General features: G+C 41.2%; 18 protein-coding genes and 1 tRNA gene. 8 read left to right on the forward strand and 11 right to left on the reverse strand.

Features of this window, described 5'->3' with window-relative positions:
* Nucleotides 1-55 precede the first annotated feature (55 nt).
* The 6 genes from accC to pdxA all read right to left on the reverse strand — a co-directional run bounded on the left by accC (nucleotide 56) and on the right by pdxA (nucleotide 5,030).
* On the reverse strand, nucleotides 56-1,399 hold the full coding sequence (gene accC / locus AC3E9U_RS08190; protein WP_488746416.1) for an acetyl-CoA carboxylase biotin carboxylase subunit: 1,344 nt from the start codon (nucleotides 1,397-1,399) through the stop codon (nucleotides 56-58).
* A 93-nt stretch (nucleotides 1,400-1,492) separates the two neighbouring features.
* Nucleotides 1,493-1,984 carry an acetyl-CoA carboxylase biotin carboxyl carrier protein gene (gene accB / locus AC3E9U_RS08195; protein ID WP_488746417.1) on the reverse strand — a complete coding sequence of 164 codons (492 nt, stop codon included), beginning with the start codon at nucleotides 1,982-1,984 and terminating at the stop codon, nucleotides 1,493-1,495.
* Nucleotides 1,985-2,009: 25 nt separating this feature from the next.
* Nucleotides 2,010-3,008 (reverse strand): beta-ketoacyl-ACP synthase III, encoded by a 999-nt coding sequence (locus AC3E9U_RS08200; protein WP_488746418.1) that lies wholly within the window; start codon nucleotides 3,006-3,008, stop codon nucleotides 2,010-2,012.
* Between the two features lie 164 nt (nucleotides 3,009-3,172).
* A complete protein-coding gene (rpmF, locus tag AC3E9U_RS08205; protein WP_081694205.1) occupies nucleotides 3,173-3,367 on the reverse strand; it encodes a 50S ribosomal protein L32 in 195 nt (64 codons plus the stop codon).
* A gap of 9 nt (nucleotides 3,368-3,376) precedes the next feature.
* Nucleotides 3,377-3,910, reverse strand: a complete 534-nt coding sequence (locus AC3E9U_RS08210) for a YceD family protein (RefSeq protein WP_488746419.1) — start codon at nucleotides 3,908-3,910, stop codon at nucleotides 3,377-3,379.
* Nucleotides 3,911-3,980: 70 nt separating this feature from the next.
* Nucleotides 3,981-5,030: a 4-hydroxythreonine-4-phosphate dehydrogenase PdxA gene (gene pdxA, locus AC3E9U_RS08215; protein WP_488746420.1), complete on the reverse strand. Its 1,050-nt coding sequence runs from the start codon at nucleotides 5,028-5,030 to the stop codon at nucleotides 3,981-3,983.
* A 57-nt stretch (nucleotides 5,031-5,087) separates the two neighbouring features.
* Here pdxA and AC3E9U_RS08220 point away from each other — a divergent pair, with 57 nt between their 5' ends.
* Nucleotides 5,088-5,678 carry a riboflavin synthase gene (locus AC3E9U_RS08220; protein ID WP_488746421.1) on the forward strand — a complete coding sequence of 197 codons (591 nt, stop codon included), beginning with the start codon at nucleotides 5,088-5,090 and terminating at the stop codon, nucleotides 5,676-5,678.
* A gap of 27 nt (nucleotides 5,679-5,705) precedes the next feature.
* Here AC3E9U_RS08220 and AC3E9U_RS08225 read toward each other — a convergent pair whose 3' ends face one another.
* From AC3E9U_RS08225 to mce, 3 genes are all read right to left on the reverse strand, one after another.
* Nucleotides 5,706-5,918: a PID-CTERM protein-sorting domain-containing protein gene (locus AC3E9U_RS08225; RefSeq protein WP_488746422.1), complete on the reverse strand. Its 213-nt coding sequence runs from the start codon at nucleotides 5,916-5,918 to the stop codon at nucleotides 5,706-5,708.
* Nucleotides 5,919-6,193: 275 nt separating this feature from the next.
* Nucleotides 6,194-6,267 (reverse strand) — tRNA-Ile (locus tag AC3E9U_RS08230).
* A 46-nt stretch (nucleotides 6,268-6,313) separates the two neighbouring features.
* Entirely contained in the window at nucleotides 6,314-6,718 is a 405-nt protein-coding gene (gene mce / locus AC3E9U_RS08235) for a methylmalonyl-CoA epimerase (protein WP_488746423.1), read from the reverse strand.
* Between the two features lie 165 nt (nucleotides 6,719-6,883).
* Here mce and rbfA point away from each other — a divergent pair, with 165 nt between their 5' ends.
* The 3 genes from rbfA to AC3E9U_RS08250 all read left to right on the forward strand — a co-directional run bounded on the left by rbfA (nucleotide 6,884) and on the right by AC3E9U_RS08250 (nucleotide 10,063).
* A complete protein-coding gene (gene rbfA / locus AC3E9U_RS08240; protein WP_488746424.1) occupies nucleotides 6,884-7,276 on the forward strand; it encodes a 30S ribosome-binding factor RbfA in 393 nt (130 codons plus the stop codon).
* A 3-nt stretch (nucleotides 7,277-7,279) separates the two neighbouring features.
* The gene (locus AC3E9U_RS08245; RefSeq protein ID WP_488746425.1) at nucleotides 7,280-8,479 is read left to right on the forward strand and encodes an ABC transporter permease; all 1,200 of its coding nucleotides are present in this window, start codon (nucleotides 7,280-7,282) and stop codon (nucleotides 8,477-8,479) included.
* Between the two features lie 159 nt (nucleotides 8,480-8,638).
* The gene (locus AC3E9U_RS08250; RefSeq protein ID WP_488746426.1) at nucleotides 8,639-10,063 is read left to right on the forward strand and encodes an MATE family efflux transporter; all 1,425 of its coding nucleotides are present in this window, start codon (nucleotides 8,639-8,641) and stop codon (nucleotides 10,061-10,063) included.
* A gap of 73 nt (nucleotides 10,064-10,136) precedes the next feature.
* Here the strand turns inward: AC3E9U_RS08250 and dusB are convergent, their stop codons facing one another.
* On the reverse strand, nucleotides 10,137-11,129 hold the full coding sequence (gene dusB, locus AC3E9U_RS08255) for a tRNA dihydrouridine synthase DusB (RefSeq protein WP_488746427.1): 993 nt from the start codon (nucleotides 11,127-11,129) through the stop codon (nucleotides 10,137-10,139).
* Between the two features lie 156 nt (nucleotides 11,130-11,285).
* Here dusB and AC3E9U_RS08260 point away from each other — a divergent pair, with 156 nt between their 5' ends.
* From AC3E9U_RS08260 to thiL, 4 genes are all read left to right on the forward strand, one after another.
* Nucleotides 11,286-12,260: a YihY/virulence factor BrkB family protein gene (locus AC3E9U_RS08260; RefSeq protein ID WP_488746428.1), complete on the forward strand. Its 975-nt coding sequence runs from the start codon at nucleotides 11,286-11,288 to the stop codon at nucleotides 12,258-12,260.
* A gap of 278 nt (nucleotides 12,261-12,538) precedes the next feature.
* The gene (gene lepA, locus AC3E9U_RS08265) at nucleotides 12,539-14,335 is read left to right on the forward strand and encodes a translation elongation factor 4 (protein WP_488746429.1); all 1,797 of its coding nucleotides are present in this window, start codon (nucleotides 12,539-12,541) and stop codon (nucleotides 14,333-14,335) included.
* Between the two features lie 167 nt (nucleotides 14,336-14,502).
* On the forward strand, nucleotides 14,503-18,723 hold the full coding sequence (locus AC3E9U_RS08270) for a T9SS type B sorting domain-containing protein (RefSeq protein WP_488746430.1): 4,221 nt from the start codon (nucleotides 14,503-14,505) through the stop codon (nucleotides 18,721-18,723).
* Between the two features lie 122 nt (nucleotides 18,724-18,845).
* A complete protein-coding gene (gene thiL, locus AC3E9U_RS08275) occupies nucleotides 18,846-19,898 on the forward strand; it encodes a thiamine-phosphate kinase (RefSeq protein ID WP_488746431.1) in 1,053 nt (350 codons plus the stop codon).
* 50 nt (nucleotides 19,899-19,948) lie between these two features.
* Here thiL and AC3E9U_RS08280 read toward each other — a convergent pair whose 3' ends face one another.
* Nucleotides 19,949-21,490, reverse strand: a complete 1,542-nt coding sequence (locus tag AC3E9U_RS08280) for a glycine--tRNA ligase (RefSeq protein WP_488746432.1) — start codon at nucleotides 21,488-21,490, stop codon at nucleotides 19,949-19,951.
* Nucleotides 21,491-21,529: the final 39 nt, after the last annotated feature.

Consider the following 21,529-nt stretch of genomic DNA (forward strand, 5'->3'; position numbering starts at 1 on the left):
TGACAACAGTTTCCAATAAAAAAACCCAATCTTCCGATTGGGTTTTTTATATATTTTAGATTTCTTTCATTACGAAATCTTCCATGAACTTCGTTGTGTAGTTTCCGGCCACATAATCCGGGTGGTCCATCAACTGTCTGTGGAACGGAATCGTAGTTTTGATTCCTTCGATGTAAAACTCATCCAAAGCACGTTTCATTTTTGAAATCGCTTCTTCTCGTGTTTGCGCCGTTGTAATCAACTTCGCAATCATCGAATCATAATTTGGCGGAATCGTGTATCCTGCGTAAACGTGCGTATCCAAACGAACCCCGTGCCCTCCCGGTGCATGTAAAACGGTAATTTTACCCGGAGACGGACGGAAATCATTGTATGGATCTTCCGCATTGATACGGCATTCGATTGAGTGTAATTGTGGCAAGTAGTTTTTACCTGAAATAGGCACACCAGCCGCTACCATAATCTGCTCACGGATCAAGTCATAATCAATAACCTGCTCAGTGATCGGGTGCTCCACCTGAATACGTGTATTCATTTCCATGAAGTAAAAGTTTCTGTGTTTGTCCACTAAGAACTCTACAGTTCCAGCTCCTTCATATTTAATATATTCCGCCGCTTTTACTGCAGCTTCTCCCATCTTCTCACGTAACTCATCCGTCATGAAAGGCGATGGTGTTTCTTCTGTTAATTTTTGGTGACGACGCTGTACGGAACAATCTCTTTCAGAAAGGTGACAAGCTTTACCATAAGAATCTCCTACTACCTGAATCTCGATGTGACGAGGCTCTTCGATAAGTTTTTCCATGTACATTCCGTCATTTCCGAAAGCGGCAGCGGCTTCCATTCTGGCACTTTCCCAAGCTTTCTCAAGCTCTTCTTCTTTCCAGATGGCACGCATTCCTTTTCCTCCACCGCCGGCAGTAGCTTTCATCATTACCGGATAACCAATTTCTTTAGCTACTTTTTTGGCTTGTTTGAAATCTTCCAAAATCCCTTCTGATCCAGGCACACAAGGTACTCCTGCGGCTTTCATGGTTGCTTTAGCCGTAGCTTTGTCTCCCATTTTATCAATCATTTCAGGAGAAGCCCCAATAAATTTAATATTGTGCTCCTGACAGATTTTAGAGAATTTAGCATTCTCAGAAAGGAAACCGTATCCCGGGTGAATCGCATCTGCATTGGTGATCTCAGCAGCAGCGATGATATTTGACATCTTTAAATAGGAAAGATTACTTGGCGCAGGTCCGATACAAACTGCTTCATCGGCAAACTTAACGTGTAAGCTTTCCGCATCGGCAGTCGAGTAAACCGCAACCGTTTTAATTCCCATTTCTTTACAGGTTCTGATCACACGAAGTGCAATCTCTCCCCTGTTGGCGATTAATATTTTTTTGAACATAACTTTCAATTAGATAATTAGACAATGTGTCCATTAGACAATTTAGATGAAGAAAGAAAAACTTCTGACTTCGAACTTCTAACTCCTAACTTTTTATGATGGATCAACTAAGAATAAAGGTTGGTCGAATTCTACCGGAGAAGCGTCATCAACTAAAATTTTAACGATTTTACCTGAAACTTCCGCTTCAATTTCGTTGAATAATTTCATTGCTTCGATCACACAAACCACATCCCCTTTAGAGATAGTGCTTCCAACTTCCACGAACATTGGTTTGTCCGGAGACGGCTTTCTGTAGAAAGTACCGATCATTGGTGATTTGATTGTGATGTATTTTGAATTATCATCTGCTGCCGGTGCTCCTGCAACTGGTGCTGCTGCTACTGGTGCCGCCGCTGGTGCTGCTACCGGTGCTGCCATCTGTGGCATAGCCTGCATAGGCATTTGCTGAATGTAAGTTGTTTCAGCTGCTCCAGCTTCAGTGGTTTTAATGGTGATTTTAAAATCATCCATTTCTAATTTTACTTCTGTAGCACCTGATTTTGCTACAAATTTGATTAGGTTTTGAATTTCTCTGATATCCATACTATTCTAAATTTGGTTTTGTTGTTTATTGTTTGTTATATGCCCATTTCAAGTAGATAGCTCCCCAAGTGAAACCACCTCCAAAGGCTGCAAAAATAATATTATCTCCTTTTTTAAGTTGACCTTCAAAATCACTTAACAACAATGGTAATGTAGCCGATGTTGTATTTCCATAACGTTGAATGTTAACCAGTACTTTTTCCTCGTCTAAGCCCATGCGGTTAGCAGTAGCGTCAATAATTCTTTTGTTGGCCTGGTGAGCCACTAACCAATTCACATCGTCTTTGGTTAAGTTATTGCGCTGCATGATTTTATCGCTAACGTCTGCCATTCCGGAAACAGCATATTTGAATACGGTTTTTCCGTCCTGGAATACATAATGCTGTTTGTTTTTAACGGTTTCCTCAGAAGCCGGCAAGATAGATCCGCCCGCATCGATTTTCAGGAATTCTCTCCCGATACCGTCGCTTCTCAAAAATTCATCCTGAAAGCCCAATCCTTCTGTGTTCGGTTCAAGCAATACGGCTCCGGCACCATCTCCGAAGATGATACAGGTAGCTCTGTCAGTATAATCAATAATGGAAGACATTTTGTCGGCGCCGATCAAAAGGACTTTTTTGTAACGTCCTGATTCGATGTAGGCTGAAGCGGTAGACATTCCGTAAAGGAAACTTGAACATGCTGCATGAAGATCGTAAGCAAACGCATTTACGGCTCCGATCTGAGTGGCAACATACACTCCTGTGGCTGCAACCGGCATATCCGGAGTTGCTGTGGCCATGATTAACAAATCGATATCTTTTGGATCAATTCCTGCTTTATCGATTAAGTTTTGTGCTGCTTTTATCGCCATGAAAGAAGTACCTTGTCCTTCTTCTTTTAGCATTCTTCTTTCTTTGATTCCGGTACGAGAAGTAATCCACTCGTCATTGGTATCCACCATTGTTTCCAGCACCTGGTTTGATAACACAAAGTCCGGAACATAGGCTCCCACTGCTGTAATAGCGGCTGATATTTTATTCATAAAAGTTGTATTTTTCTTCCTGAAAAAAGTGATTTCAAAAAGTGGTGGAAATTACGAAAAAAATCCCACACCTATATTCTTTTATCCCTATTTAATTTACTTTCAATAGGTTCAACAAAAAAAAACTCCCACACAGTGAGAGTTTTCTCTATTCATTTTTCGGATTAAGCCTCCGCTACTTGTTTGTCAATAACAACTTGACCTCTGTAGTACATTTTACCTTCATGCCAGTATGCTCTGTGGTATAAATGTGCTTCTCCTGTTACAGGACATGTTGCAATTTGAGGAGTTGTCGCTTTATAGTGCGTTCTTCTCTTATCTCTTCTTGTTTTCGAGGTTTTTCTCTTAGGATGTGCCATCTTACTATATTATTTATCCGTTAATAGTTGTTTTAATTTATCCCAACGGGGATCATTATTTTCTTCTTCTTTATGATGCTCTTTCGGAGCCAGTTCATTCAGTTTTTCAATTGCCTCAGTTTTCAATGTCCCGTCTTTTACTCCGGGGTGAATGCGCTTCGAAGGTACCGAAAGCACAATCATCTCATAGATATACTGAGCCACATCTACCTGGAATTCACCATGTGGCAAAACCAGCATTTCATCATTTTCATTATTGAAAGCATCCCCAAATTTCACAATTAGATTCAGCTTTCCTTTAATGGGCAAATCAAATTCTTCTCCGGTCTTATCACATGCCACGTTAACCGTACCCTTGTGTTTAAATACAAGCTCCAGCATAGTGCTTTTCTTGTCCAAAACCAGATCCACTTTGATATTAACGTCATTATATTCGTCAAATTCAAAGCTCTCAAAGAACTCCTTACCTATTTGATAATCAAACTGATGTTTCCCCAACTTCAACCCCACAAACGGGATTAAAAAATCTTTCTGAATATTCATACCAACAGTTTTGAGCGTGCAAAGATATAAAATTATTGTAAATCCAAACGAGTTGTAAACATTTTTTTGTTTATAACTGCTTTTGTTTCGGTTTTAAGGGATTTTTAATCAACTCCTTATATTCGTTTCGGTTATGAAACACATCCAGCGCCAGGTAAACCGCTTCCTTAAATGAATTAAAATCCGCCTCACCCTTTCCTGCAATTTCATAAGCCGTTCCATGATCCGGTGACGTACGTATTTTATTTAATCCGGCAGTGTAATTAACTCCTTTACCAAAAGACAATGTTTTAAACGGAATCAATCCCTGATCGTGATAGGCCGCAATAACCGCATCATATTTTTCATATTGTCCTGATCCGAAGAAACTGTCCGCCGAAAACGGTCCGAAAACCATAATTCCTTCTTCAAATAATTTTTTCAGCGCCGGCACGATCACCTCATCATCTTCCTTACCGATTACACCGTGATCACCACAGTGCGGATTTAAGCCTAACACTGCAATTTTAGGTCGGGTGATTCCAAAATCTTCAATAAGTGTTTTATTGACCGTCTCCAATTTGGTTCGGATCAATGCTTCTGTCAGATGTTTCGAAACCTCATTTACCGGCACGTGATCCGTTAGCAATCCAACACGCAACGTATCCTGAACCATCAGCATTAAAGCATTGCCTTCCAATTCCTGATTCAGATAATCCGTATGTCCGGGAAAATGAAAATCCTCCGACTGTATATTATACTTATTAATAGGTGCCGTTACCAAAACATCGACCAATCCTTCTTTCAGCGCCTGAGTTGCCGCCGTAAACGATTTTATGGCATATTTACCAATATTTTCATCGTTAACACCAAATTGCAGATTCACGCCCTCGCGCCAAACGTTCAAGACATTGATCTTCCCAAACACCAATTGCTCCAGCTTATCGATTCCGTGCAAATTCGATTCCAAATTCAATGTCTTCTTTAAAAAAGAAAGAATTTTGACATTCCCGAAAATAACCGGCGTGCAAAGTTCAAGCATTCGCGTATCCTCGAAAGTTTTCAAAATGACTTCGCTTCCGATACCGTTCAAATCGCCGATAGAAATCCCTACAATTATATTTTCTGCTTTTTTAACCATGCTGACTAGTTATTTATTCCTAATTTTGGATGTGCAAATTTAGCAAATTTAATACTTATGTTTACAGGAATTATCGAAACTCTTGGAACGATTCAGGATATTGAGAAAGAAAACAACAATATTCACGTAACCGTCAACTCCACAATTACAAATGAACTGAAAATTGACCAGAGTGTTGCTCACAACGGCATCTGTTTAACGGTAGTAAAAATTACGAACGACAGCTATACGGTTACCGCCATCAAAGAAACCATTGATAAAACAAATTTAGGCAACTGGGAAATTGGCGACTCAATTAATTTAGAACGCGCGATGAAATTAGGGGACCGACTGGACGGCCACATTGTGCAGGGCCATGTTGATCAAACCGGAATCTGCAAAAACATCGAACATGCGGGCGGAAGTATTTATTTTACTTTTGAATACGACAGCAGTCAAAATAACATAACTATCGAAAAAGGATCCATAACCGTAAACGGCGTAAGCCTAACGGTTGTTAATTCAAAGAAAAATGAATTCAGCGTAGCAATAATCCCATACACTCTGGAGCATACCAATTTTAAAAACTTTAAAATAGGCACAAAAATCAATCTGGAATTTGATGTTATCGGAAAATATGTATCCCGCTTACAGGAATTAAGAAAATAATACAATGAAAAAGAAAAAAGCTTCAAATTACTTTGAAGCTTTTTTTATACTGGCACTTTTTTTAAAGTAATATAACGCATATCCTAAGGCACCTACCAATAGCAACAACAGCCCTCCATCAATAGGCAATCCTGGTGGGGGTGGCAACGGTGGGGGTGGTGGCTCTGATTGGGAAAAGACCACTGGGGCGTTTAATAAAACAGCCACAATCACTATTAACTTATGTAGGTTATTTTTCATGGGTGTAAAAATATAAAAATTAACTTCCTGACAAAAAAATATTTAAATTTTTCTGTCAAAATTTAATATTATGTTAAAATCGCATCAAATCAACACTGTTAAACATAATTGATTAAATATTCGATTTACAATTCAATACCTTTTTGACGAAAGTAATAAGTTTTTTCAACAAAACAATGTTTTTTTATTAAAAATCTTTTTTTTTCTTTCGTTAAAAATTTCCGACATTTTAAAGCAGCAAAAAAGCCTTCCAAAAAGAAGGCCTTACATGCTTGTGGTCCCACCTGGGCTCGAACCAGGGACCACCTGATTATGAGTCAGGTGCTCTAACCAACTGAGCTATAGGACCGGTTTAGAGGTTGCAATATTACTACTATTTTTTAATCCCACAAAAATTAATTCGGGATTTCTTGACATAATTCAACCAAAACTCCATTTGTTCCTTTTGGATGAAGAAAAGCCACCAGCTTGTTATCAGCGCCTTTTTTAGGCACCTCGTTCAAAACCGTAAAGCCTTCTTGCTGTAAACGAGCAATTTCCGCAACGATATCTTCCACATCAAATGCAATATGATGGATGCCTTCTCCTTTTTTGTCAATAAATTTCGCAATCGGGCTTTCCGGATATGTAGCTTCCAATAATTCAATTTTATTGGGACCATTCATAAAAAAAGAAGTTTTCACTCCTTCGCTTGCTACCTCTTCCTGTTTGTAAGCCGGTGCTCCGAACAATTTTTCAAAAATCAGATTGGATGTCTCCAAATCCTTTACCGCAATTCCTATGTGCTCAATTTTTCTCATGCTTTCTTATTGAACTACAAAGGTCGCAAAAGTTTTTACAATGTTCACAAAAATCAAAACCGTTTTTGCATACAAACCGACCAATAAACAAGAAAAGACTTCCGAAAAATCGCCGACCGTTTACTCCTATTTATATATAACTTAAAAAAATCGTATTTTTGCAGCATGGAAACAAACAGACAAAAAAAGATAGGAACGCTTTTGCAAAAAGATTTGGTGGATATTTTGCAGGGAGAGGTACGTAAAAACGGAATCAGCAATCTGATTATTTCCGTATCGAAAGTAAATGTAACCTCAGACTTATCAATCGCAAAAGTATATTTAAGCATTTTCCCGGTAGACAAAGGACCGGAACTTTTAACAGCGATCCGTACGAATACGCCGCTGATAAAACACGATTTAGCACAACGCGTTAAACAGCAATTACGTCGGGTTCCGAATCTGGTTTTTTACATCGACGACAGTTTGGATTATATTGAAAAGATCGACAACGCTCTTAAAGGCGATGAAAATCCGATTGAGAACAGAGATCTTTTAGCACGAAGAAAGAAATCCTAAGAATTGAATTTCCCGTTTTACATAGCGCGCCGTTACACGATCAGTTTCAGCAAAAGCACTGCCATCAATATCATTACCGGCATTGCTGCGCTTGGCATAATCGTGAGTTCCATGGCGCTCTTTGTGGTGTTGTCCGTATTTAGCGGTCTTCGGGATTTCAGCCTTTCTTTTGCCAATGAAACCGATCCTGATTTAAAGGTTGCTAATTCCGTCGGTAAATCGATGCTGATCACTCCTCAACAGGAAAGCAAACTGAAGCAGTCCAAAAACATTGCGTTTTACAGCAAGACCATTGAAGAACGCGTTCTGTTTTCTTTCAACGAAAAGCAGGAAGTAGCATATTTAAAAGGCGTTGACAGTATTTTCAAAAAAACGACGCCCTTCGAAAAGAAAATTTATGCCGGACAATGGCTTAAACCCAACACTTCACAGGTAGTCATAGGTTATGGCATCGCCAACAAACTTTCCATGGGACTTTTTGATTTTAATAATGTTTTTGAGGTTTTCGTTCCCAAACCCGGCAAAGGAACCATTGAAAATCCGGAAGAAGCATTTAATGAATCGCCCTTAACTCCTGCCGGCATTTATGCCATCAATGATGATCTGGATAAAAAATTCGTTTTTGCCGATTTAGGCCTGACGCAGGAATTACTGCAATACCAATCCAATCAGATTACTTCCATCGAAGTAAAACTGAAACCATCCGCTTCGGAAGAAGAAACGATGGAAGAACTGCAAACCCTCTTTAACAACAAAGTATCAGTAAAAACCAGAGCGCAATTAAATGACAGTTTGTACAAAATGCTTAACACTGAAAACATTGCCGTTTATCTGATCTTTACTTTAGTCATTATAGTAGCCTTGTTTAATTTAGTAGGCGCTTTGATTATGATGATTCTCGATAAAAGAGCCAATCTGAAAACCCTTTTCAATTTAGGTGCTGAAATCCGTCACCTGAGAGCGGTTTTTCTACTCCAGGGAAGTTTACTGACCTGCGTTGGGGGAATCATCGGACTATTTTTAGGCATGTTCTTTGTTTTTCTGCAAAAGAAATATGCGCTGATTATGATTACGCCATCTATGGCTTATCCCATCCAATTTGAGACCCTAAACGTAATCATTGTGCTTGGAACCATCGGTATATTAGGACTGACGGCTTCCTGGATCGCATCAAGTCGTGTAGGCAAAAGTCTACTGGATTAACACACAGCTTTCAAATTAATTTTTATATTTGCTTTTCAACAAACGGAACGCCCATGATTGTTTTTGTCTAGTCCTTACTTATTTTCACTGAGATAATTAGGACATTTCAACCTTATCCGGATTTATCAATCCGGCTTTATTCATTTTATCCTTTTTATCATGACAAATACATCAAAAAATTCTACTTTTTCAAGAATATTCAATACTTTAAAGACCGCTATAAAAGGAGATGACTCCTTTGATTACACCAGCGGAAGCATTAAAAAAGCCGTAATCCTCTTAGCCATTCCGATGGTTTTGGAAATGATGATGGAATCGGTGTTCGCTTTGGTCGATTTATATTTCGTCGGTCATTTGGAACACAGTAGTTTTGCCATACAGACTGTTGGTCTTACTGAATCCGTGATTACTATTATTTACTCTCTGGCAATCGGAATCAGTATGGCAGCTACAGCGGTAGTCGCACGACGAATTGGCGAAAAGGACCCGGTTGCCGCAGCCAAATCAGGAATGCAGGCCATCATTATTGCCTTTGTAATTAATTCGGTCATCAGTGTCTTCGGTTTTATTTATGCCAAAGACATTTTATTAATTATGGGCGCCTCTCAAGAAGCAGCGGATTACGGTGTGAATTTCACCCGAATCATGATGGGTGGAAGTTTGTGCATCATGCTTTTATTCCTGATCAACGGAATCTTCCGCGGTGCCGGAAATGCTGCCATTGCCATGCGAAGTTTATGGCTGGCAAACACATGTAACATTATTTTGTGTCCGATTCTGATCAATGGATTGGGGCCGGTTCCCGCTTTCGGACTGATTGGCGCTGCAATGGCAACTACTACCGGACGAAGCATTGGCGTACTATACCAGTTATATCATTTGTTCAACGGAAAAGGCATCTTAAAAATTATTCCGTCGTATTTTATACCCGATTTAGATCAGATAAAAAACATCGCAAAAATTGCCGCTCCGGGTGTTTTACAGTTTGTCATCGCTTCCTGCAGTTGGATATTCTTAGCGCAGTTGGTAGCGACTACCGGAGGTGATCATGGTTCAGCGGGATACCAGACGGCTTTGCGGATTATGATGTTTTTCATTCTCCCGGCTTGGGGATTAAGCAATGCTGCAGCAACGTTGGTGGGACAGAATTTAGGAGCCCAGCAGATCGAACGTGCCGAGAAATCCGTTTTCACCACGGCCAAATACAACACCATTTTCATGGCTACCATTATGGTGATTACCTTGTTATTTGCCCAATATCTTATTTCCTTTTTCTCGAATGATGTGATCGTACGGAAGATTGCCGTGGAAGCTTTACAGACCATGAGTCTGGGGTATGTTTTTTATGGCATCGGGATGGTACTGATCAACACGTTTAACGGAGCCGGAGATACCTGGACGCCTACGTGGGTTAACTTTTTCGGATTCTGGTTGTTTCAGATTCCGCTTGCTTATGTTCTAGCGAAACATTTTAAAATGGGCCCGACCGGCGTTTTCATGGCTGTTCCGATAGCTGAAACAGGAATAACATTGGCAAGCATCGTGCTTTACAAAAAAGGAAAGTGGAAGAAAGTACAGGTTTAATTTAATTCAGACCGTAATAAAAAAACCCGTCTTTACAACAAGACGGGTTTTTTCATATACTGATACAATAGTTTTAGACAATCTGATAGTCAGAATATGCATCACGGATTTCATCAAAAATCTTAAACAATTCCTCAGCATGATCGTTGGTCACCAATCTTTGTCTGTATTCCTTGAAATTATGAATTCCTTTAAAATAGTTGGTGTAATGACGGCGCATTTCCACAATTCCTACGCGCTCGCCTTTCCATTCCATAGCCCACGTAAGGTGATTTTGTGCGGCTTGAATTCGGGCTTCCATATCAGGAGCCGGCAGTAATTCGCCAGTTTTAAAGTAATGTTTGATCTCGTCAAAAATCCAGGGATATCCAATCGCGGCACGACCGATCATGATTCCGTCCAAACCGTATTTGTTTTTGTATTCCAACGCTTTTTCAGGGGAATCAATATCGCCGTTTCCGAAAATAGGCATGGTGATACGCGGATTGTTTTTCACTCTTTCGATATGCGACCAGTCGGAATGTCCTTTATACATCTGGGCACGGGTACGACCATGGATCGTTAACGCCTGGACACCTACATCCTGTAATCTTTCGGCAACTTCATCGATATTGATGGAATCATGATCCCAACCCAAACGGGTTTTTACCGTTACCGGAAGGTTTGTTCCTTTAATTACAGCTTTGGTCAGACGCACCATTAGATCCACATCCTTCAATACTCCGGCACCGGCGCCTTTGCATACCACTTTTTTTACCGGACATCCAAAATTGATATCCACTAAATCAGGCTGAACGGTGTCGACAATTTTGGCCGACATTTCCATCGCTTCCTCATCACCGCCGAAAATCTGAATCCCTACGGGACGCTCATAATCAAAAATGTCGAGCTTCTTTTTGCTTTTCATGGCATCACGGATCAGTCCTTCGCTGGAAATAAATTCCGAGTACATCAGATCGGCGCCGTGCTGCTTGCATAAACGACGAAACGGTGGATCACTCACGTCTTCCATAGGCGCGAGTAACAAAGGGAAATCAGGTAATTCTATGTTGCCAATCTTGACCATCTTCTTCATTTTGGTGCAAAATTACGAATTTTATATTAAACCCAAATCAATCCCCGAAAGCTATAACAAGCAGAAAACCAATAATTTCGAAAGAGAATTATAGAATTTTATAGCTCCTTTTGGTTTTTACGACCTAACTTTGTTAAAAACAGGAGTATGGAAAAGAGAGTCAATATCAGCGTTGCTTTCAGGATCCTGAAAGATACTTTCCGGGGATTTATCGATGACCGGGCATTAAAACTGAGCGCCTCCCTCTCCTACTATACCGTTTTTTCATTGGCGCCTCTCTTATTATTAATCGTTTCACTTACAAGCATTTTCTTTGGACGCGAGGCGGTTCAGGGCCAGATTTTTAAAGAAATAAACGGATTGATGGGCAATGCCGCTGCAGCCCAGATTCAGGAGGTTATCCGAAACATGGAACTTTCGGGTGAAACAAATGCAGCGATGGTGGTTAGCGGCGTCATTTTACTCATCGGAGCGACAAGTGTCTTTGCAGAAATCCAGGATTCCATCAATATCATCTGGAAATTAAAGGCAAAACCGCAACGGGGTTGGCTGAAACTCATCAAGGACAGATTACTTTCTTCTTCTTTGATTATCGGCCTTGGGTTCCTACTCATTGTGTCGTTATTGATAAACGGAATTCTGTTGGCATTAAGTGACTGGCTGAAATACTATTTTCCCAGCATTACGCTTATTATTTTTGAAATCGCCAACATATTGGTCAGTTTTGCGGTTATTACGACGCTTTTTGGCGTGATTTTCAAAGTACTCCCGGATGCAAAAATTTCCTGGAAGGACGTTAGATCCGGCGCATTTTTTACCGCATGTCTTTTCATGTTAGGCCGCTTTTTGATAGGCATCTATATCGATGTTACGAGTACCGGGTCGGCGTATGGCGCAGCAGGATCGTTGATCATTATTCTGGTTTGGGTCTATTATACCGCAGCTATTTTATATTTTGGGGCAGAATTCACAAAAATTTATGCGGAATATATGGGCGCAAGGATTCACCCTTCGGATTATGCGGTGTATGTTGAACAGTCCGAAAAGGAAAAAGAAGTAACTGTTTTGCCAAATACCGCAAAGCCCGACAATGAAGTAATCGAAAAAGAAGAAACCGATTAACCTGAATTCTGAATTTAACGTAATTTGTTAAGCTTCCCTTTTAAATCAAATCTTTGACTATATTTGCCGATTAATTCACTACCTTTAAGGTAGGTCGCGTTAGATCTGGTAGTAAGAGTAAGGGCAGTCAGTGGCTGTCCGGTGAATTGTCAAGAAAGTTTGCGTTAGGGATTGTAGCGGCATCCTTTTGTGGATCCCGATTTTTATCGGGAGGTACAAAAGATACAGCGGAAAGCCCGGCCCTTGTGGAAACGCCCAAAAAATTACAAAGAACGAAGATGAAGCATATTAGAAATTTCTGCATTATTGCACACATTGACCACGGGAAAAGCACTCTGGCCGACCGTTTGCTTGGTGCCACACAAACCGTTACGGCGCGTGAGGAAAAAGCACAATTGTTGGACAACATGGACCTGGAGCGTGAACGTGGGATTACCATTAAGAGTCACGCCATTCAGATGGAATACACCTACAAAGGCGAGCAATATATATTAAACCTGATCGATACTCCGGGCCACGTGGATTTCTCCTATGAGGTTTCCCGTTCCATCGCAGCTTGTGAAGGCGCCCTTTTGATCGTGGATGCAGCACAAAGTATTCAGGCACAAACGATTTCCAACCTATACCTTGCTTTGGAGAATGACCTGGAAATTATTCCGGTATTGAACAAAGTCGATTTGCCCAGCGCGAATCCGGAAGAAGTAAGCGACGACATTATCGATTTACTAGGCTGTAAACTGGAAGACATCATCCATGCATCGGGGAAAACCGGATTTGGTGTGGAGAATATCTTAGCGGCGATCATCGAACGCATTCCTGCTCCGAAAGGCGATCCGAACGAACCGTTACAGGCATTGATCTTCGACTCGGTTTACAATCCATTCCGCGGAATTGAAGTTATTTTTCGAGTAAAAAACGGGGAAATCAAAAAAGGCCAGAAGATTAAATTCATGGCTACAGGCAACGAATATTTTGCCGATGAAATTGGAACACTGAAACTGAATCAGGTTCCGAAAAACGTAATTTCTGCGGGTGACGTAGGTTATCTGATCTCAGGGATTAAAGAAGCAAAAGAAGTAAAAGTGGGTGATACGTTAACCGATGCGAAAACCCCAACCACCAATATGATTCACGGTTTCGAAGATGTGAAACCGATGGTATTTGCCGGAATCTATCCGGTGGACACTGAAGACTATGAGGACCTGCGCGCGTCAATGGAAAAACTGCAGCTGAATGACGCTTCGTTGGTATTTACCGCGGAAAGTTCGGCGGCTTTAGGATTTGGTTTCCGATGCGGGTTCTTGGGAATGCTGCACATGGAAATCATCCAGGAGCGTTTGGAGCGTGAGTTCGACATGACCGTAATTACAACGGTTCCCAACGTATCGTATTTGGCCTATACCAAAAAAGATCCAGAAACGGCACTTGTGGTTAACAACCCTTCCGATTTACCGGAACCTTCAAAATTAGACCGAGTAGAAGAACCATATATTAAAGCTACCATCATTACCAAAGCGGATTTCGTAGGAAACGTTATGAGTTTGTGTATTGAAAAACGCGGATTGATTACCAACCAAACCTATTTGACTACGGAGCGTGTGGAATTGAATTTCGATATGCCGTTGGCGGAAATCGTATTCGACTTCTACGACCGATTGAAAACGGTTTCCAAAGGATATGCTTCGTTTGATTATACTCCGATTGGAATGCGCACTTCGAAATTGGTGAAACTGGATGTATTATTAAATGCTCAGTCGGTGGATGCGCTTTCGGCGTTGATTCACGAAGACAATGCCTACAACATCGGTAAAAAAATGTGTGAGAAATTGCGCGAACTGATCCCAAGACAACAATTTGATATTCCGATTCAGGCTGCGATTGGCGCGAAAATCATCGCGCGTGAAACCATCAAGGCTTTGCGTAAAGACGTTACCGCAAAATGTTACGGAGGGGATATTTCCCGTAAACGTAAATTGTTGGAAAAACAGAAAAAAGGTAAAAAACGTATGCGTCAGGTAGGAAACGTAGAAATTCCGCAAGAAGCGTTTATGGCGGTTCTAAAACTGAACGATTAATTTATTTCCGTTAAATAACTGAAACCTGACCTCGAAAGTAGTCAGGTTTTTTGTTTTTATTTGCATTTAACATTATCATTGTGAACAGAACAATATCAATGCAATTTATTTAACATCCGCAAAAGAATATATTCTTAATTTTAAGGGCCTAAAACCGATTTTTATAAATGAAAAAAATAGTATCGATAGCATTTCTTTTACTCGGCATAACCACTTATTCTCAGACGATAACAGTTGATGATTCCTCTAACACGCCTGCAGATCTGGTCAACCTGTTATTAGGAAATTCCTGTGTTACCGTTTCCAACATTTCCTCTTCTTCTGCGCAATCGGTAGCTTATTTTAATAAGAACGGATCCTCCTTCCCCATCAGTGAAGGGATAATTATTCGAAACGGACTCGCTGCCAACACGCAAGGCCTGTATACCGGCGCGAATATGAATACCAATGCTGCCGGTGGGGGAACCGATGCTTTTCTTCAGAACCTGAGTAATACGAGCAGTGGAACAAGCGTACCCTTGGTGGATTTAGCCTATTTGCAGTTTGATTTTATACCTATTTCAAGTTCATTCAGCTTTGACTTTCTTTTCGCCTCGAATGAATACGGACAATTTCAGTGTTTGTCTAACGATATTTTCGCATTTGAATTAACCGACCTTACAACGAACATAACAACCAATCTGGCTGTAATCCCCGGAACCACTAATCCGGTAACGGTAAAAAACATAAAAAATTCTATTTACAACAATACCTGCGGATCCACCAATCCGAATCTTTTCGGGGTGTATAATGTCAATAACCCGGCCGCCTCCGCCCTGAACATGAGAGGACATACCGTTGTCTTAAATGCTGCTTCGACAGTTTTGCCTAACAATCCGTACCGTTTAAAACTTGTGATTGGCGACTATGGTGATTTTGAATATGATTCGGCCGTATTTATTGCCGCCGGAAGTTTCGATAACACCTTTGAATTGGGTCCGGACCGTTCCATATGCACCGGTGATACTTTTCTTCTGGACACCAATTTAGACAATACTTTTTCCTATGTGTGGTTATTAAACGGCAGTCCGATTCCCGGAGCAACAAATCCAACCTATACCGTGACCCAGCCCGGGACTTATACAGTAGAAATCAGAAAAGCGTCCTGTTTACTGACCGACACCATAATTTTTAACAATCTGGCTGTAAATGCCCCTGTTAACCTGCAGACTTGCAATACAGGAAGCACCAGTTACACCTTTGATTTAACCACTAATGATGAAACACCATTAGGAATTGACGACGCCATATATGATGTTTTCTATTACGAAAGTTTGGCGGATATTACAGCCAATACGCCAATTCCGAGCGGAAACCTTACTTCTTATTCAAGCGCAGGAGGACAGACCATCTACATTAAGATCTTAAATACTCAAACCGGAAACTTTTGTGATGCCGTGTACTCTTTCAACTTGATCGTAACCAATGCGGTAACAGCAGGTACAAATATTAATGTTGAAACTTGCGACAGCATTGGAGGTCAGACCTACAATTTATTGAATGTAAATTTACATGTACTTGATGGATTACCGTCTACTGATTACACTATAACGTATTACAATACACAATCAGATGCAGAGCAAGGCATAAACAGTATCGGCAATTCCATCAACATCCCTGCCGGAAGCACTTCCATTACAGTTTGGGCGCAATTAACGGACAATTCCAATCCAAATTGTTTTGATGTAACCAGTGCTGTCATCACCGTTCATCCGCTACCAGTTGTGGACACTATTCAAAGTCCGGTGGAATGCAGCAGTTTTACCCTCCCGGTGATTACCAACGGAACTTATTATAGTGGTCCCAACGGAACCGGAACACAATACAATGCAGGAGATGTTATTGATTTAACAGGTACTTACTATATTTTCGCCGGACCGGACGCCAATGGCTGTACCAATCAAAGTAGCTTCGATGTTTATCTGATTGACGAGTATGAACCGACAATGGACAATTGCGGAAGCTTCATGGTTCCGGGGACACCTTTCAATATTGGAGCATTTTATACAGCACCGGGCGGACCAAACGGAACGGGAACCGTGATTCCTGCCGGAACGGTTTATACCAATGCCACACAAGTTGCCACAACCCAGGATATTTATTATTATGCGGAAGTAAACAACCAGCCATGTGTAGATGTGCTATTTACGATAAACCTTCACCCGATTCCTTTGGTAGATGACCTGCCGGATGTGACAACCTGCAACTCTTACACGCTTCCTGTTATCCCCAATGGTTCTTATTATAGTTTATCAGGAGGACCGAGCGCGTTAGGTCAGACCATATTTACGCCAGGAACATCGTTAACCAATTCGCAAACCATTTATATTTACAATCAAAATAATTACACTGACGTACATGGTAACTTGGGCGTCTGCTCTGCGGAAACCCAGTTTACGGTAAACATTGTAAACACAGGTCTTTTCACACCGGTAGCAGCCTGTGGCAGTTATACCTTACCCGGGATAGCTTTCGGCAGCTATTATACTGCTCCAATGGGAGGAGGCTCTGTTGTTGACCCTAGCATTCCGATAACCACTTCACAAATCGTTTACTATTACGCCAGTACAACGACGTTACCCAACTGTACCGACAACTTAAATTACAACATAACTATCAACTCTTTGCCATTGGTTGACACCATTCCAAGTGGTACGCATTGTGGCGAATTTATTTTACCTAACCCGACCAACGGAAGTTATTATACGTTGCCGGGAGGTCCATCAACACCAGGACAGACAGCGTTAACACCGGGAGCAGTAATCGATTTATCCGGAACCAGTTTACCGCCGGGAACCTATTATATTTACAATGGTCCGAATGGCAATGGCTGTGTTAATGAAACTAACTTCACCATCAACATAAATCCGTATCCGGTAACCGATGAACCAATAAACCGAATTGAATGTACTCCGTACAGCATTCCGACACCAACAAACGGAACGGTGTATACTGCTCCAGGAGGCCCTAACGGTTCGGGAACACCAGTTAATGCCACGGATGTTTTCAGCACGGACAATACTTTCTATATGTATAATATTGATTCGGCAACCGGTTGCGTGTTCGATAAACCTTTCGAAGTTTATTTCAACGGAATAAATCTGCCCAATTATCTGGATGTAGCCGTTTGCGACAGCTACACTTTACCGGTTCTGACGCATGTTCCACCACAATCCTCCAACAATTACAGCATTGGCTATTTTTATAATGCAAATGGAGTCAATCCGGTTCCGAACGGAACACTTTTCACATCGGCCAACACACCCGTGACCGTTTATGTGTATGCCGTAAACGCCGGCCGATTTGGGATAACCTGTATTGAAGAAAAATCATTTATCATCACCGTTTCAGATACTCCGGCATTACCTGCATTAACATTTGATAACGAAGAATGTGGAAGCTATACCTTACCTGCCTTGCCAACAGTCCCTTATAATGTCAATTACTATTCGCAAGCGGGAGGTGTCGGACTGATCTCCCCGGCAGATTACACCTATTCAACGGCCGGCACTTACACCGTATACGTTTATGCGACAGCTACCAACAATGCGAATTGCCATGATGAAACGCAATTTACATTTACGGTTCATCCTTTACTGGACATTGATTTCCCGGATGGCACCATTTGCGTGGATCCTATAAACAACCAAACGATTCGACCGTATACCATAAATACCGGACTAAACCCGGCAATATACACGGTAGATTGGTATTTGGGAAGCACGCTTATGAGTGCAGGACCGTCGTATACCTTTACTCAGGAAGGCACGTATGATGTACGCTTTACAAAACTTATTCCGAGTGTAGGGGCAAATTGTAATTACAAAGACACGCAGGTGGTGATTACCAAATCCAGTCGCGCAACAGCAACCGTTACCCTGACCGGAGCTTTCCAAAATCAAATAGATCTGATCGTAAATATTACCGGTGGTTATGGTACTTATGAATTCTCATTGGACAGTCCAAACGGCCCATTCCAATCCGGCAACGTATTTTATAATGTAGCTTCCGGCGATCATACGGTTTACATTAGAGATGTTTCACCGGCAAGTTGTGGTGATTTTATGGTGATGGCTACTGTATTGCACTATCCGAATTTCTTCACTCCAAATGGCGACGGGATTAATGACGAGTGGAATATCTCGGATTTGAAGAACCAGTCCGAAGCAATAATCAATATTTATGATCGTTTCGGAAAATTGATTACGCAGATTTACCCGAATGGTCCGGGATGGGACGGTATGTACAACGGAAATCCACTTCCTTCGACCGACTATTGGTTCCAGGTATTTTACAAACTCAACGATGAAGATCGTGAATTCAGATCGCACTTCAGTATGAAACGATAAGTCAAAACCCGATTGCGCAAGTAGTCGAGTTTTTTCTTTGGGCTAAACCTTTTAAACTTTTTGTTTGAACAACTAAGCAACTTTGTACCTTTGTACCTTTGCAACTCAGCAACTTTACAAAAATGATAGAAGACAAAAACCAACAACGAACCAGTATTACCCAGTTGGGTGAATTTGGTTTGATAGACCATCTGACTAAACAGTTTGAAATCACGCAACCTTCCACACTAAAAGGAATTGGCGATGATGCCGCTGTGTTGGATTTCAAAGGCAAAAAAACCATCGTTTCTACCGATCTATTGATAGAAGGCGTCCATTTTGATTTGGCTTATATGCCCTTAAAGCACCTTGGCTATAAAGCAGTTTCTGCAAATGTTTCCGACATATGTGCTATGAATGCCAAGGCAACACAGATTACAGTTTCCATTGCAGTATCGAATCGTTTTCCGCTGGAAGCATTGGAGGAATTGTTTTCAGGAATTGCGATCGCTTCTAAAGTGTACGGCGTTGATGTCATTGGTGGTGATACCACATCTTCCCAAAAAGGACTTATTATTTCTGTAACCGCAATAGGAGAAGCTAACGGAGACGAAATCGTTTACCGAAATGGTGCCGGTGTGAAAGACTTATTGGTCGTTTCCGGAGATGTTGGAGCGGCTTATATGGGGCTTCAGGTTTTGGAACGTGAGAAGCAGGTCTTTTTAGTTAATCCGAACAGCCAACCGGATTTGGACGAGTACACTTATCTGATAGAACGTCAACTGAAACCGGAAGCTCGAGTTGACGTACGTGAAATTCTGGAGAAACTAGAAATCAAACCAACCTCCATGATTGATATTTCAGACGGATTATCTTCTGAGATTATGCATTTATGCAAACAATCGAATGTGGGCTGTAATTTATTTGAAGAAAAATTACCGTTGGATCCGCAGTTGATCAATGTATGTGAGGAATTCAACATCGACAGTACCACAGTTGCCATTAACGGCGGGGAAGATTACGAGTTGCTGTTCACCATAAAAATGGAGGATTACGATAAAATCAAAGGGAATCCTAATTTTACGGTAATTGGTCACATGACACAACCGAGTGAAGGAGTTCATCTGGTAACACGTGCCAATACAAGAATCGAATTGAAAGCGAGAGGCTGGGACGCCATGAGCGAAAAAGAATAAAACAAAAAAAGGCTTTCCGATTGGAAAGCCTTTTTAATATTTGAATAAAATTACATCTTCATCAACCAGTTTCTCATGGAAACCTCACTATTGATAATACTACGTAATTCTTCAATTTTCACTCGATCTTGCTGCATCGAATCCCTGTGACGGATTGTAACCGTTTGATCTTCCAATGTCTGATGATCTACCGTGATACAGAAAGGAGTACCTAAAGCGTCCTGTCTTCTGTAACGACGGCCTACTGCATCTTTCTCATCGTAAGCAACGTTGAAATCCCATTTCAAATCTTCAATGATTTGTCTTGCCACTTCCGGTAAACCGTCTTTTTTCACCAATGGTAAAACAGCTGCTTTCGTTGGTGCTAGCACACTTGGTAAACGGAGAACGGTTCTTGTACTTCCGTCTTCCAAAGTTTCTTCTTTCAAAGAATTCGAGAAAACAGCCAGGAACATACGATCCAAACCAACCGAAGTTTCCACTACATAAGGCGTGTAATTTTGATTTAATTCCGTATCGAAATACTGCATTTTTTTACCTGAGAACTGTTCGTGTGCCTTCAAATCGAAGTCGGTTCTTGAGTGAATTCCTTCCAGTTCCTTAAATCCGAATGGGAAGTTGAACTCGATATCGGCCGCTGCGTTAGCGTAATGAGCCAATTTCTCATGATCGTGGAAGCGGTAATTCTCTTTCCCTAAACCAAGTGACAAATGCCATTTCAGACGCGTTTCTTTCCAGTAGTCGTAATATTTCATCTCCTCGCCCGGACGAACGAAAAACTGCATTTCCATTTGTTCGAATTCACGCATACGGAAAATAAACTGACGTGCCACGATCTCATTACGGAACGCTTTACCCGTTTGGGCGATTCCGAAAGGAATTTTCATACGCCCTGTTTTCTGAACGTTAAGGAAGTTTACGAAAATCCCCTGCGCGGTTTCGGGACGCAAATATAAGTCCATAGCAGAATCGGCAGAAGCGCCTAATTTCGTTCCGAACATCAGGTTGAACTGACGTACTTCCGTCCAGTTTTTTGAACCGGTTTCCGGATCGGCGATCTCCAACTCTTCGATCAATGCTTTTACATCGGCCAGGTTTTCGGTTTCCAGTGAACGCGCCATCCTTTCTAAAATTTCTTTCTTTTTTGAAAGATATTCTACAACACGGGCATTAGTGGTTACAAATTCCTGTTCGTTAAAAGCGTCGCCAAAACGGCCTCTCGCTTTTTCGATTTCTTTTTGTGCTTTCTGGTTTAATTTTTCGGCATAATCTTCAATTAAAACATCGGCACGGTATCTTTTTTTAGAGTCTTTGTTGTCAATCAACGGATCATTGAAAGCGTCCACGTGTCCGGAGGCCTTCCATGCCGTAGGGTGCATGAAAATTGCGGCATCGATACCCACAATATTCTCATGCATCTGCACCATTGATTTCCACCAATAGTCTCTGATATTTTTCTTTAATTCAACGCCGTTTTGCGCATAGTCGTATACAGCGCTTAAACCATCGTAAATCTCGCTAGACTGGAAAATAAATCCATACTCTTTTGCATGCGAAACCACATTCTTAAATAAGTCTTCTTGTTTTGCCATAGTGACGCAAAAGTATAAAAATAGGTCGGGAAAAAATAG

The organism is Flavobacterium sp. 21.1 (assembly GCF_057801535.1).